The following is a 13,020-nucleotide window of genomic DNA, read 5'->3' on the forward strand; positions in this document are numbered from 1 at the left end:
CTAGCTGAACGGCAGACTGGCCAGCCGCTCGCGGAAGCGGGCGAGCAGGTCGCGCGCGCCGACCTCGTTGAGCCCCTCCGAGGCCTCCTGACGGCCCTTGCGCAGGAAGGCGTCGAAGGGCGCCGAGCGGCCCGAGAGCGCGCCAGCCGCCGACACCGCCTCCTCCAGGACGCGCGCCGCGCCGGGGGACCCCAGCTCCAGGTGCATGTCCACCTGCTCCAGCCGGACACCGCTCGCCGCCCACACGGCGCGGTCGTGCACGGTGAGCCACGCGCGGGTCAGCTCCTCCATGGCTTCTTCCATCAGCGCGAGGAAGGGCTCCACGAGCCCGGGCAGCACGTCTGGCCCCAGCGCGGACTGCGTGCCCGCTTCGCGCAGCCGGCCTCGCGCCGCGACGATTTCGCGCTTGGTGGGCGTCTTCAGCGCGAGCGACGCGGGCAGGGACACGAACGCGGCCAGGCTCTCCTCGGCCTGCCTCGCCAGCGCGGGCCGCTGCGCGTCCGTGGCCTTCGCGGCGCGCTCCAGGCGGCCCTGCAGTGAGCGGCGCAGATCCGCCGTGGCGCCTCGCAGGGCCACGCGCGCGCCCACCTGGTTCGTGTAGCCGGGCACCACGTCCTCGCGGCGCACGTCCGCGAAGGCCGCGGCGGTGAGGTACACGAGGTCGCCGATGCGGTTGCGGAAGTCCGCGCGCGACGCGGCCAGCTCCGACATCAGCGTCCAGCGGTCGCTCACCACCTCCGGCCGGCGCATCTGCACGCCCAGCTCCTGCACGCGCTTGGACAGGCGCTCCGCGCTGGCGTGCAGCACGGCCTCCGCTTCCTGCGACAGGCGCTCGTCGGAGCTCGCGGGCGGCGGGGCCCAGCCGCCGTCGTTGGACGCGGCGGGGCGCGCGGGCGGCGGGAAGGCGTCGCGGATGGCGGCCACCAGCTTGTTGACGTCCGTCAGCGTCTCGCCGATGGCGGGCGCCATGGTCTCCCACAACGACAGGTCCGCGGCGTCGTCGGGTTCGGCGGTGGTGGGCTCGTACTTCACGATGCTCAGGTGCCCCAGCCGGTCGATGGCGACCGCGGCCGCCTGGTAGACTTTGCGAAGCCGCGTCGCGAAGTCGCGGTCCATCAACGCTTCGAGTAGCGCATCCAGGCGGGGCGGCAGGGCATCCTGCGGGGGACGGTTCTTCGAAACGACCATGACGCATCACCCTAGCTCAGCCGCCCGACGGATACGTCAACGGGGGGAGGTGGGGACCGGCTCCGCGCTTTCCGGCGTACAGTGGAAAGACGGGGAGAAAACGCATGACAGGTGGCATCCAGCGTCGGCGATGGGTGGCCGGCGGGCTCGGGCTGTTGTTTCTGGGGGGAGGCCTGGCCTTCATGGCTTCCGGGCGGTGTCTGTCCGCCTGGATGTTCCAGGGCGTGGAGGTGCCGTGGTGTCCGGACGGCGAGTTCCGCCAGACGGTGAGCATGTCCGCCAGCGGGCTCGCGCGAGGCGCCTCCAGCCGGGTGACGGTCTGGGCGCAGGCGCACGGGATGGACGCGGAGGGCCGCGAGCTCGAGGCACTCGTGGGCCGCGGCACGGCGGCGCTGTTCCTGGTGGACGCGGCCGGCAAGGAGACGCCGCTGCCGCTGGATGCCAAGGGCCGCTGGGAGCGCGAAGACTCCGGTTCCCTGTCGGCGCCGGTGACGCTGCCCGCGGTGCCGGACGGCGACTACCAGCTGCGCGCACGCCTCACCACGCCGCTGGGCACCGGCACGGTGGACGCGGCGCTGCCCCTGTACGCGCCCGCGCGGGTGCGTGTGCTGACGGACCGGCCCCTCTACGAGCCCGGGCACCGGGTGCGCTTCCGCGCGGTGGCGCTGCGCGCGAAGGACCTGTCGCCGCTCGATGGACGGCCGGGGACGTGGAAGGTGATGGACCCTTCCGGCGAGGTGGTGCTGGAGGAGCGCGCGCCCGCGGGCAACTGGGGCGTGGTGGCGGGGGATTTCCCGTTGGACCGGGGCGCGCCCACGGGCACGTGGTCGGTGGCGTGGACCAGCGGTGGCGCCTCCGGTGACGCGACCTTCACGGTGGAGCCCTTCACGCTGCCGCGCCTGCGGATGGAGGCGAAGAGCCCCCGGCCCTTCTGGCGCGCCAACGACACGCCGGAGGTGACGGGGCAGGTGTCCTACGCGTCCGGCGCGCCGGTGGCGGACACGGACGTGACGCTGGCGTGGAGCCACGCGGGCGCATGGCCTCCTCCGACGGAGTGGCTCCGGGGCGAGCTGCCCACGAAGGCTCGCACGGATGCCGCCGGCCGCTTCCGCGTGACGTTGCCGCGCGTGCCCCAGGACCTGCGCGGCCAGGCCACGCTGAGCGCGAGCCTGGAGGCGAAGGACCCCACGGGCGAGCCGGTGCGCGGCGGCGTGTCGCTCCTCCTGTCCGAGGACGCGGTGGCCGTGTCCTCCGTGACGGAGCTGGAGGACGGGCTGGTGGCGGGCTTCAGCAACCGCGTCTACCTGCGCGCCACCACTGCGTCGGGCCAGGTGCTGCCGGGCGCGGAGGTGATGGTGACGCGCGCGTGGGACCCTCGCGACAAGGGCGTGAGCGCGGTGGCGGACGAGGACGGCGTGGCCGCCTTCCAGTTGGACCCGGGCCCCGCGGTGAACGTGGTGGTGCCGCCGCTGCCGGTGCGCGTGCAGCCGCGTCCGCCGCCCGTGTCGCTCGCGTCGTCGAGGGATCTGCTGGGCGCGCAGGGAGGGCAGTCGTCGCTGGAGGATCAGCTCGCGCTGGAGCGGCTGCTGCCGGTGCTGCATCCCTGCGCGCGCTTCGTCAGCCCGTCCTCCGGCGCCTCCATGGCGGAGTTCGTGGTGCGGGTGGGCGCGTCCGGGCAGGTGCTGGACGTGGCCGGCGCGGAGGAGGGGTTGGAGGCGTGCATGGCGTCGGCGCTGCGCGCGCGGGGACTGCCGGCGCGCGCGGAGCGGATGCTCCAGCTGCGCTTCCAGGTCATGGATCCAGGGCTGCCCTCGATTCGCTGGAACACGCAGGTCGCCTTCGGGGACGAGCGGGGCGTGAGCGAGGGGCTGACGGTCGCCGCGCTGGATGCGCGCTCGTGCCTGCCGCCCACGCTGGACCGCGCCGTGGCGGTGCCCGGCGTGATGACGTGGCGGCGGTGGGCGGACAAGCCGGAGCTGGCGCTGTCCTGGGTGGCGGAGCCCGCGACGGATGACGCGCTCCCGGCGGCGGTGCTGGCGTGCGTGAAGGAGCGCTTCGCGCGCATCCGCGTTCCCGCCTCGACGCAGGCGGAGCTGCTGGCGGGACGCAGGCCGTCGGAGGCCATGGGCGTGGTGCGCTTCATCACGCAGCCGACGTACGGCGGCAACGGCATTCCCCGTCCGCCCCAGGCCACCACGTTCCTGGGCTACGAGTTGAAGGTCCGCGCGAAGTGGGACGGCCAGGACATGGGGGAGACGAAGTTCGTGCTCCGCCCCGCGCGCCTGCCGCCGCTGCGCCTCCGCATGACGCCGGTGCTGGCGAAGGCGGGCGAGTCCGTGAAGGTGGAGCTGCTGCGCGGCCCCGGCTTCACGGGCGAGCTGCCCAAGACGCTGGAGCTGGTAGCGGGGCCGACGCGGCTCAAGGAGAAGCTGGACGCGGCCACGCGCTCCGCGCACTTCACGTTGCCCAAGGACTTCGAGGGCTGGGCGCAGGTGGAGGGCGTGGCGGCGACCGCGCGCGTGTACGTGGCGCCTCGCGCATCGCTGACGGTGGAGGTGTCTCCGGACAAGCCCGCGTACGCGCCCGGGGAGCTGGCGCGTCTCCAGGTCCACACGCGCGTGGACGGCAAGGACGGCGAGGCGGCAGTGGGCCTCTTCGGCGTGGACGAGACGCTCGCCCAGCTGGCGCCGCTGCCGGGCGCGGATGCGCTGGATGGGCTGAGGCCTGCTCCGTCGGTGGCTACGCCGGCCTTCGGCGTGCTGGACGGTCAGGCGCTGGCCATGGGGCGCATCCGGGGCGCGAACGCGGCCGCGGCGGCGCTCTTGCGCGTGACGGCGGTGCCCACGCTGGAGGATGTGGAGACGCCCCTGTCGGCGAGCGCCACGAGCCCCTTCTCCCCGGACGCGGAGCTGACGGAGCCCTTCTACGCGGTGCTGACGGAGCTGCACGCGCGCACGCGCAAGTGGGAGGAGACCGCGCCCGAGGGTGAGACGTTGGACCCCGCGGGGCTCGCGCGGCTGTGGGCGGAGTCGCTCGCCGCCTGCGAGCAGCGCGGGCAGAAGGTGACGGATGCGTTCGGCCGCAAGCTGCGGTTGTCGCGGTTGCCGGAGGACCTGCTGGCCCTCACGGATCCGCGCGCGGTAGTGGTGAATGGAACGCGGTTGCCGGAGGACGTCGTGAACTGGGGCGCGTGGGTCGCCCGGGAGGCGCCATGAAGCAGCGCTCGTGGATGTCCGGGGCGGTGGGCCTCGGGGTGGGGTTCGTGCTGGGCGGGGTGATGATCGCGGTGGTGACTGGGGAGTCGGTCCGCCGCCTCATGGGGAGCTCCGCCGCGGCGCTCGCGGGGGATGAGTTCGTCGCGACCAAGAGTGCGCCAGGCTTCGGCGATGAGGGCCTGCAGCGCAAGACGATGAAGAGCTTCGGTTCGGCGAACTCCTATGACGACGAGTCCGTCGGTTCACGGGGAGGCGGCGGACCGGCCCAGGCTCCGATGGCCGCGGCGCCCGTGATGGAGATGGCGGCACCTCCTCCGGAGCCGGAGATGGAGGAAGGGGGCGTCAGCAAGGACCGCGACGGCGCGGCGGCGCCCACCCGCGCGTGGTTCCCGGAGACGTTCCTCTTCGAACCGCTGGTGGTGACGGACGCGAACGGCTCGGCGACGGTGCCGGTGCCGGTGCCGGACCGGCTGACGCAGTGGCGGGTGCTGGCGCTCGCGCACTCTCGCTCCGGCGCGCAGGCGGGGGCGGTGACGTCCTTCGCGGGCACGCTGCCCACGTACGTGGATCCGGTGCTGCCGCCCTTCCTGCGCGCGGGCGACACGGTACGCCTGCCGGTGCAGGTGGTGAACACCACGGACAAGGCCGTGGAGGCCTCGCTCAAGGTGGACGTGAAGGGCGCGCAGGTGGAGGCCGGCGCTCGCACGGTGCGGGTGCCCGCGCGCGGCAGCGTGGTGGAGCTGGTGACGGTGAAGGCCGGAGGCGCGGGGCCGGTGACGCTGCGCGCCTCGCTGGGGGACACGGACGCGGTGGTGCGTGACTTCGACGTGTGGGCCACCGGTCAGCCCGTGGTCCAGACGCGCGGCGGTTCGCTGGCGGCGCCGCGCACGTTGTCCCTGGTGGGCCCCGCGGACGCGCAGGTTGGCAGCGAGCGGGTGCGCTTGCAGGTGTACCCGGGCGCGCTGGGCATGGTGCGCGCGGAGCTGGCGGCGGTGGAGCGCCGTCCCGTGGACGTGGCCGGGGACGCGTACGCGCTGCTGCTCGCGGGCCAGGCGCCGGAGCTCTTGAAGTCGCTGGGCGAGACGGCGGACCCCGCGGCGCTGAAGGCGCTGTCGCTGGTGGCGACGCAGCGGGTGCTGCGCGCGGCGCGGGCGCCGTCGATAGAGGTGGCGACGCGGCTCGCGGAGGGCGCGCTGGCCCACCCGGACAACCCGGTGCTCGCGCGGCTGGGCGAGCGGCTGGTGGCTCAGGTGGCCCAGGCGCAGCGGCCGGATGGCACCTGCCAGGGCGGTGAGGGTTGGACGCTCCAGCGGCTGCTGGTGGCGACGGCGAACTGCGCCCGCACGGTGCGCGCGGCGCAGGGCACCCCGGAGGGCAAGCAGCGCGCGGCGGCCTTCACCGTGCGCGCGTCGGGCGTCTTCGAGCGCTACCTGCCGCAGGTGAAGGACGGCTACACGGCGGCGGTGCTGCTGGCGGAGGGCTCCGCGGAGGGCGGCGTGGCGGACGCCCTGCGCACCCGCGTGCGCGAGGCGCTGAAGACCGGCGCGGACGGCACCGCGTGGCTGCCGGTGGAGCCGGACACGGTGCGCGCGGACGGGGAGATGCCCTCGGAGGCGGAGGCCACGGCGATGGCGGTGCTCGCCCTCCAGGGTGATGCGAAGGCGCCGCTCGCGGACCTGGGCGCCTGGCTGCTCGCGCACTACACGCCGGGCCTGGGCTGGGGGGATGGGCAGGCCAACCGCGTGGGGCTGCGCGCGGCGCTGGCCCTCTTCAAGGATCCGCTGCCTGCCCAGGTGCGCGTGTCGGTGGCGCGCGACGGACAGGTCGTCACGGAGGGCACCTACGACACGAAGGCGTTGCGCGAAGTGCTGGCGCTGGAGGCCGCGGCGCCGGGCTCGGCGGGGTCGCACACGTGGACCGTGCGCGCGGAGCCCGCGGTGCCGGGGCTGGGCTTCTCCCTGGCGCTGTCCGCGGCGGTGCCCTGGAAGAGCGAGGTGAAGGGCGGCCTGCAGCTGGCCGTGACGGGGCCGAAGGAGGCGCGCGTGGGACAACTGACGAACGTGCGCGTCCAGGTGGGTGCTCCGTCCTCGTTGCCGCTGCGCTTCCAGCAGGAGCTGCCCGCGGGCGTGCAGGTGGATCCCGCGAGCCTGGCCGCGCTCGTGGCGTCCGGACAGGTGACCTCCTGGGATGTGCAGGATGGTGCGTTGTCCTTGGACCTTTCTCCCAGGGAGCAGGGCGCGCTGGTGCAGGTGGAGTTCCGCGTGCTGCCCACGCTCGCCGGGACGTTGCAGGCGGGCGCGGCGCGACTGGGTGTGCCTGGCCGGCCGGACATCACCGCGTCGTTGCCGCCCACCACCTGGGCGGTGCGCTGACATCCTCCGGTGCCGTGGGGTCATTCTCCACTCACGGCGCCGGTGCAGGTCCCTTCCGTCCGGCCTCGGTGGCAGGTGGAATGCGCGCCGGAAGCGCGGCAGGGGCCCGTCCCTCCGGGCGCCCCCCGCCCGGTGCAATCGCTGCCCGCATGCGTACACTTCAGGGTGCACGCCGGAAATGCATCGCGCGGCAGCGAGGAGACGGATGGAGCTTGAAGGCTCCGAACAGGAGGAACTGACCCACGCCCTCCTGGGCGCGTTCACCTCGGTGGAGGAGCTCCTCCGGATGGTCGAGGTGAAATGCGGCCGCAGCCTGGTGCCCCCCGTCGAACGGGAGGGGGCGGCACGGGCCCGGGCGCTCGTGCGCACCGCGGAGGCGGAGGGGTGGACGGACGTGCTGGTGCGCGGCGCGCACGCGGCGGCGCCGGGCCATCCGCGCATCCGCCGTTTCCTGCAGGGCTACCTGTCCTCCGTGCAGCGCAGCGTGTCCGGCAGTGCCCTGGCGCGCATCGTCCAACAGTCCAGGCTGGTGCTGACGCCGCAGGCCTGGCGCGACCGGCTGACCACGCTGTCGCGGCGCGTGTGCCGCGTGGAGCTGGAAGGCGGCCGCGCGCTGGGCACGGGCTTCCTGGTGGCGCCGGACATCGTGCTGACGAACTCGCACGTCATCGAGCACCGGCTGCTGGAGGCGCTGCGCGTGCGCTTCGATTTGAAGGTGCTGCCGGACCGCATCGCGGTGCATCCCGGCCGGGTGTACGCGGTGACGGCGTGCCTGGCGCAGAGTCCGCACAGCCCGGCGGACCTGATGCACCCGCGTCCGCGCGAGGCCACGCGCGACGAGCTGGACTACGCCTTCCTTCAGATCCAGGACGCCCCCGGTGAGGACCGGGTGGGGGACCAGTCGCGCGGCTTCGTCCCGCTGGCCCCGTCGTCGCCCACGGCGTTCGAGCCTGGCGCGCTGGCGCTCGTGGTGCAGCACCCGAAGGGCCGGCCCATGCAGGTGGCGCTGGACACGTTCCAGACGGTCAACCGCTCCCAGACGCGAGTCACGTACTGCACCAACACGCACCCGGGCTCGTCCGGGTCGCCGTGCTTCACGCCGGACCTGGAGCTGGTCGCGCTGCACCACAGCGGAGACCCGCGCCCCGGCCACGAATCCGCCGAGGACGACGAGGGCATCCCCCTGGACGCCATCCGCGGGAGCCTGTCCGGGAGCGTGCTGCGCCGCCTGGGCTGGGAGTGACGAGGCCGGGCCCCGGTCTTCCAGTACCTGTCCGACAGTCGGACAGGTTCGCGCGGTGCGCCGCCCACAGCGAGCCTGGAAGCGGGGTTGCTACACCCGTGTTGTGACGAGGCCACCGATCCGCACGCGTGGACGCGCATGCGAGCGCGGAGGAGGGGACTGCTATCGTCCGCGCGCATGAGCCTTCCCGCTCGAAGCACCATGGCCGCGAAGGTCCTGCTCCCCACGGGCGTGACACTGGCGTGCGCCGTGCTCTGCCTGTGGCCCATGCTCGCGGGCGCGGCGCCGCGCTTCGGCCTCGCCGGCCTGTCCTCCAACAACCAGGTGCGCCTGCGCACGTCCACTGCCCACCTGGAGACGGTGCTGCGCGTGGACCTGCTGCCCACGCCCACGGACGTGTCTCCGGAGTCACCGCGCGACGCGAGCGCGGAGGTCACGCGGGTGACGGTGCTGGTGGATCCGCTGCTCGCTGCGGACGGCACGCAGGTGCCGGTGACGGTGCGCGTGGGCACGACGGAAGGCGCGGCGGAGGTGCCCATCTCCGTGCGGCAGCCGGTGACGGTGACGCTGTCCGCGGACCTGCCCGCGGCTGGCGACTACCACGGCCGCGTGGTGCTCCTGGGTGATGGCGTGCGGGAAGTCACCCCGCTCGTCGTGCAGCGAGTGGCGATGGCGCCCACGGTGCAGTTCTATCCGGTGGCCCCCGCGCGCGGTTGGACGCTGGGGCCGTTCTCCGGCAAGGCCACGGTGCGGCTGACCTTCCGGGAGACGGCGGGCGTGGGCGGCGCGGTGGGGCCCGCGGCGGTGGTGCAACTGGACCGCAGGGCGGGCGGCTCGGGTGACGGTGCCGCGCCCGTGCAGGCGCAGGATGCGAAGTGGTTCTTCCGAGGACCGGATGGCCAACCGCAAGGCACGGGGAAGGAAGGCATCCTCCAGGTGCCCGCCTATGGCACCGGCCTGCTGAGCCTGGACGTGGACGACCTGCCGGAGTCCGGCGAGTACACCGGCACGGTGCGGCTGCTGGTGCCGGAGGGCGCGGCGGTGGAGCAGGCCTTCACCGTCTGGGTGAAGACGCCCGCGCTGTTCGGCGCGTTCCTCATCTTCCTGGGCGTGGTGACGTCCGCGGCGGTGCGCTTCTACGTGCAGCGCGTGCGCCCTCGCGTGAACCTGCGCAGCCGCGCGGAGTTCGCGAGACAGAAGCTGCTCTCGCTGGTGCCCGCCCGTCCGCTGGAGCGCGAGGCCACCGTGGCCGCGTCGCTGCGCCGTCAGGTGGACGCGCTCCTCGCGGACATCCAGCGGCCGCTGAGCGGGCTGGTCGTGCAGGACTCCGTGCTCGCCCTCTTCGAGGCGCGCCTCCAGCTCTTCTCCCTCTGGTCCGTGCTCCTGCGGCAGCTGGAGGGGCTCAAGGGCGTGGCGCTGCTGGACGCCGAGCGCAAGCTCAAGGCGGTGGAGACGCTGCTCCAGAATGATGAAGCCACGTCCGCGGACTTCACCGAACAGGTGCAACTGCTGCGCACGCTCGACCTGGAGGCGGTGGCCCGCGCGGTGCTGGAGGCGCGGCTGACGGAGCTGGAGCAGCAGTCGAGGACGCTGTCCTCCCAGCGCGGGGATGACCCCGTGAGCCGCCGGCTCCAGGGCGAGCTGCCCCTGTACGTGCTGCGCGCGCGTCAGCAATTGCCGGGGCCCGACCTGGAGGCGTCGCGCCGGCTGGTGGAGACCGCGCGCGAGGCGTTCCTCGAAATCCTCCTGACGGACCTGGAGGACGCCTTCACCGCGAAGGAGCTTCCCGGCGGCTTCACGCAGGAGGAGTGGGCGGCGCTGCGCCTGCGCGTGGGCGAACAGCTGGCCCGGTCGCGGGCCCGCATGTCCGCCAGCGTGGACGAGGCATACCTCTACTACCAGTCCGCGCACGCGCTGTACCTGCGCGAGCTGGTGGACAACCTGGAGGAGGCGTTGACGCAGCTCCAGGCGCAATCCGGAGGGGGCCTGAACACGCTGGCGGACTGGCGAACCGCGGTGGACGCGCGGCTGGCGGCGGCGCGAGAGCAGTTGGACAAGGGCGAAGCAAACCTGGCCGCGGCGGAGTACCGCGCCGCCCGCGAGGACTTCGCGCGCCACGTCACGCTCCCGCCGCCCCCGGTGTCCACGGGCGGCCGGTTGGCCCTGGAGTCCGTCCCCTCCGCCGTGACGCTGGACCCCTTCTCGCAGCCGGCCATGGAATCGCCGCAGCCGTCGCCATCGCCGCTGCCCGGCGGTCCCGCCACCGGGAACCTCTCCCCGCTGCCACCGTCATCGACGAAGGCGAGCACCGACGCGCTGGTGAACCTGGATTGGATTCCCCTGCCGCGCTCGAGGGACTTGTGGAAGGTGGAGCTCGCGGTGCTGGGGATGATGTCCATCATCGCGGTGCTGCTGGGGCTCCAGGTGTTGGACGTCTTCGCGCCCACGTGGGGTGGCTCCGGTGGGTGGATGACCGCCTTCCTCTGGGGCTTCGGCCTGCATCAGGTGGGCAACGCCACCTTCGACGGCCTGTGGGGCATGGTGTCGCGGCTGGAGAAGTAGCCTCAGGCCTTCTTGCCGCGGATGGCGCGCGCGGCCAGCTTGTCCACCAGCGCCGGCGCCACCAGCTTGAGCACCAGTCCCACGCGGCCGGTGAGCGTCATCACCAGCTCCCGGTCGCGGCGCTCCATGGCGCGCAGGATGAGGGCCACGCAGGTGTCCACGTCCATGGTGGGGCCTGCTTCGTCGCGAGGGCTCTGGCCCAGGGGCTGGCCCTCCGGACCCAGCGCGTGCGCGCGGATGTCCGTGGCCACGAAGCCCGGTGACACCACGAGCACGTCCGTGCCGGTGCCCAACAGTTCGATGCGCAGCGAATCGAAGAAGCCCTGCATGGCGTGCTTGCTGCCAGCGTAGCCGGTGCGCATGGGCACGCCCGTCTTGCCCGTCAGCGACGACACGGCGACGAGCAATCCCTTGCGCGCCTTGATGTACGGCAGCGCGTGGAAGGTGCAGTGCACCGCGCCCAGGTAGTTGATGCGCATGAGGCGCTCATAGAGGCCCAGGTCCTTCACGTCCTCGAAGCGCGAGTGCATGGTGATGCCCGCGTTGTTGACGAGCACGTCCACGCCGCCGAACGCCTCCACGGTGCGCTCCACCAGGCCGCGGCACGCCTCCGGGTCGCCCACGTCGGTGGGCACCGCCAGCGCCTTGCCGCCCGCGGCTTCGCACTTCGCCTTCACGCGCTCCAGCGCCTGGGCATCCCGCGCCGCCAGCGCCACGTTCGCGCCCCGGCCGGCCAGGGCCACCGCCAGCGCCTCGCCGATGCCCGCGGAGGCCCCGGTGACAATCACGGTCTTTCCTTGCATGGCCCCATCCTCTCAGGGGCGCGGCCCTTCAGCCATGGCCTCCCGCGAAGGCTTCCGCGAAGTGCAGTCCGCCAATGAGCAGCAGGCCACACAGGAAGCCCACCACGCGCTGGCGTGAGTCCGGGCCCCGGCGCAGCTCCGGCAACAGGTCCACCGCGCCGATGTAGAGGAACGAGCCTCCGGCGATGGCCAGCACCGTGCCCTGGAGCGAGGGCAGATACCGCGTGCCCAGCAACACGCCGGCGGCGCCCACCGCGGCGGTGAGCTGCACCGCGCCCAACGCGACCAGCGACCGCGCGCGAGTCCAGCCCGCGGCGCGCAGGAGCGCGTAGTCGCCCACCTCCTGCGGCAGCTCATGGACGATGACCGCGAACGCGGTGGCGAAGCCTGCTTGAGGAGACACGAGGAAGGCCGCCGCGACCGCCGCACCGTCACCCACGTTGTGCAACGCATCCGATGCGAGCAGCGCGGTGGGCAGCGTGGGCGAGACCGGGTGCGCATGATGATGGCCGTGCGCGTGTCCGGCGGCGGCCTCCGCGTCGTGATGGTGATGGCCCAGGGCCCACTCCATGAACGTCAGCACGACGAAGCTGGCGAAGGCCCACGCGAAGGCTGCATCGCCCTTGGCCTCCACCGCCTTCGGCAGCACCTCCAGGAACACCGCGCTCAAAAGCGTTCCGGCGGCGAAGGCCACCAGCGCGGGCAGCCGCCGTTGCAGCCAACGTTCGGACAACACACCGCCCGCAAGCCCGGCCAGGCCGTCCAGCCCCACCGCGACGAAGACGAGCAGGACGGTCTGTGTATCCATCAGGGGGCCATCAGCCACGTGAGCACGTCCTGGGGACTGTCCACGTGCACGAAGTGGCCGGCGTCCGGGAGGAAGGCCACGGGGCAGCCGCCGTCCTCCAGGCGCTGGGCGCTCTCATCTGACACGTACCGGCTGCGCCCGCCGCGGATGCAGCGCAGGGGCGGGTGCACGGGGCGCTCCACCGCGGGCCAGAGGTCCTCGCCGGTGACGCGGCGGTGGAGCCGGAGGAGCGCGTCGCGGTCGAAGCGCCAGCGCACGCCGTCACCGTCGGGCGTGAGGTTCATGAGGATCCAGTCCGTCAGCGACTCCGACAGGCCGTTTCCGGTGAGGTTCGCGCGCAGGTCCTTGCGGCTGTCCGCGCGCGGCGGGGCCTTCAGCAGGATGTCCAGCACCGCGCCGCTGTCCGACAGGTTCACCGGCACGGGCCCGGGCGCGATGTCGAGCAGCGCCACGCTGCGCACGCGCTCGGAGGACTCCAGGCTGGCGGCCAGGGACACGCGGCCGCCCAGCGAGTGGCCCACCCAGTCCACGGCGCCGGTGAAGCCCTGCGCGTCGAGCGTGTCCACCACGTCGCGCGCGAGCGTGGTCAGGTCCGCGTCCGGATGCAGGGCCGGGGAGGTGCCGTGGCCGGTGAGGTCGGGCAGGAGGATGCGGCGGCGCGGATCGGCTTTTGTCCACGCGACGGCCAGCGAGCGCAGGTTGCGGCCCGTGCCGAGGAATCCGTGCAACATCACCGTGAGCACATCCCCCGTGCCCACCTGAAAACTTTCGAGCACCACGCCACCACCGCCTTGTGTCGCATGCCTTGACCTGGAGGCACGCCTGCCGC

General features: G+C 73.4%; 8 protein-coding genes. 4 read left to right on the forward strand and 4 right to left on the reverse strand.

Annotated features, from left to right (window positions below; translation table 11 throughout):
* Entirely contained in the window at positions 1–1,188 is a 1,188-nt protein-coding gene (locus tag GTZ93_RS02980) for a hypothetical protein (RefSeq protein ID WP_139923248.1), read from the reverse strand.
* Positions 1,189–1,370: 182 nt separating this feature from the next.
* Here GTZ93_RS02980 and GTZ93_RS02985 point away from each other — a divergent pair, with 182 nt between their 5' ends.
* The 4 genes from GTZ93_RS02985 (at position 1,371) to GTZ93_RS03000 (ending at position 10,580) form a co-directional block, all read left to right on the forward strand.
* Positions 1,371–4,403, forward strand: coding sequence for an MG2 domain-containing protein (locus GTZ93_RS02985; RefSeq protein ID WP_306464238.1), 3,033 nt, complete (start codon positions 1,371–1,373; stop codon positions 4,401–4,403).
* Complete coding sequence (locus tag GTZ93_RS02990; protein ID WP_167547797.1) at positions 4,400–6,775, forward strand: alpha-2-macroglobulin family protein; 2,376 nt, start codon at positions 4,400–4,402, stop codon at positions 6,773–6,775. Before GTZ93_RS02985 ends, GTZ93_RS02990 begins: the two co-directional genes overlap by 4 nt.
* Positions 6,776–6,980: 205 nt before the next feature.
* Entirely contained in the window at positions 6,981–8,018 is a 1,038-nt protein-coding gene (locus tag GTZ93_RS02995) for a trypsin-like peptidase domain-containing protein (protein WP_139919941.1), read from the forward strand.
* Between the two features lie 201 nt (positions 8,019–8,219).
* Positions 8,220–10,580: a hypothetical protein gene (locus GTZ93_RS03000; protein ID WP_139919940.1), complete on the forward strand. Its 2,361-nt coding sequence runs from the start codon at positions 8,220–8,222 to the stop codon at positions 10,578–10,580.
* Positions 10,581–10,582: 2 nt separating this feature from the next.
* On the opposite strand, the gene GTZ93_RS03005 is transcribed toward GTZ93_RS03000, so the two are convergent.
* The 3 genes from GTZ93_RS03005 to GTZ93_RS03015 are packed head-to-tail and all read right to left on the reverse strand — an operon-like array spanning position 10,583 to position 12,970.
* Positions 10,583–11,383, reverse strand: coding sequence for an SDR family oxidoreductase (locus GTZ93_RS03005; protein ID WP_121781578.1), 801 nt, complete (start codon positions 11,381–11,383; stop codon positions 10,583–10,585).
* A gap of 28 nt (positions 11,384–11,411) precedes the next feature.
* Positions 11,412–12,209 carry a ZIP family metal transporter gene (locus GTZ93_RS03010; RefSeq protein ID WP_139919939.1) on the reverse strand — a complete coding sequence of 266 codons (798 nt, stop codon included), beginning with the start codon at positions 12,207–12,209 and terminating at the stop codon, positions 11,412–11,414.
* Positions 12,191–12,970: an alpha/beta fold hydrolase gene (locus tag GTZ93_RS03015; protein WP_139919938.1), complete on the reverse strand. Its 780-nt coding sequence runs from the start codon at positions 12,968–12,970 to the stop codon at positions 12,191–12,193. Before GTZ93_RS03015 ends, GTZ93_RS03010 begins: the two co-directional genes overlap by 19 nt.
* Between the last annotated feature and the right edge of the window lie 50 nt (positions 12,971–13,020).

Origin of the sequence: Corallococcus exiguus, from assembly GCF_009909105.1 — a bacterium.
GTDB classification, from domain to species: Bacteria; Myxococcota; Myxococcia; order Myxococcales; family Myxococcaceae; genus Corallococcus; species Corallococcus exiguus.

What these genes read in the sequence shown, in the direction of transcription:
- GTZ93_RS02980 (WP_139923248.1), bottom strand. Translation starts at nt 1,188, where the DNA reads ATGGTCGTTTCGAAGAACCGTCCCCCGCAGGATGCCCTGCCGCCCCGC.
- GTZ93_RS02985 (WP_306464238.1), top strand. Translation starts at nt 1,371, where the DNA reads ATGGCTTCCGGGCGGTGTCTGTCCGCCTGGATGTTCCAGGGCGTGGAG.
- GTZ93_RS02990 (WP_167547797.1), top strand. Translation starts at nt 4,400, where the DNA reads ATGAAGCAGCGCTCGTGGATGTCCGGGGCGGTGGGCCTCGGGGTGGGG.
- GTZ93_RS02995 (WP_139919941.1), top strand. Translation starts at nt 6,981, where the DNA reads ATGGAGCTTGAAGGCTCCGAACAGGAGGAACTGACCCACGCCCTCCTG.
- GTZ93_RS03000 (WP_139919940.1), top strand. Translation starts at nt 8,220, where the DNA reads ATGGCCGCGAAGGTCCTGCTCCCCACGGGCGTGACACTGGCGTGCGCC.
- GTZ93_RS03005 (WP_121781578.1), bottom strand. Translation starts at nt 11,383, where the DNA reads ATGCAAGGAAAGACCGTGATTGTCACCGGGGCCTCCGCGGGCATCGGC.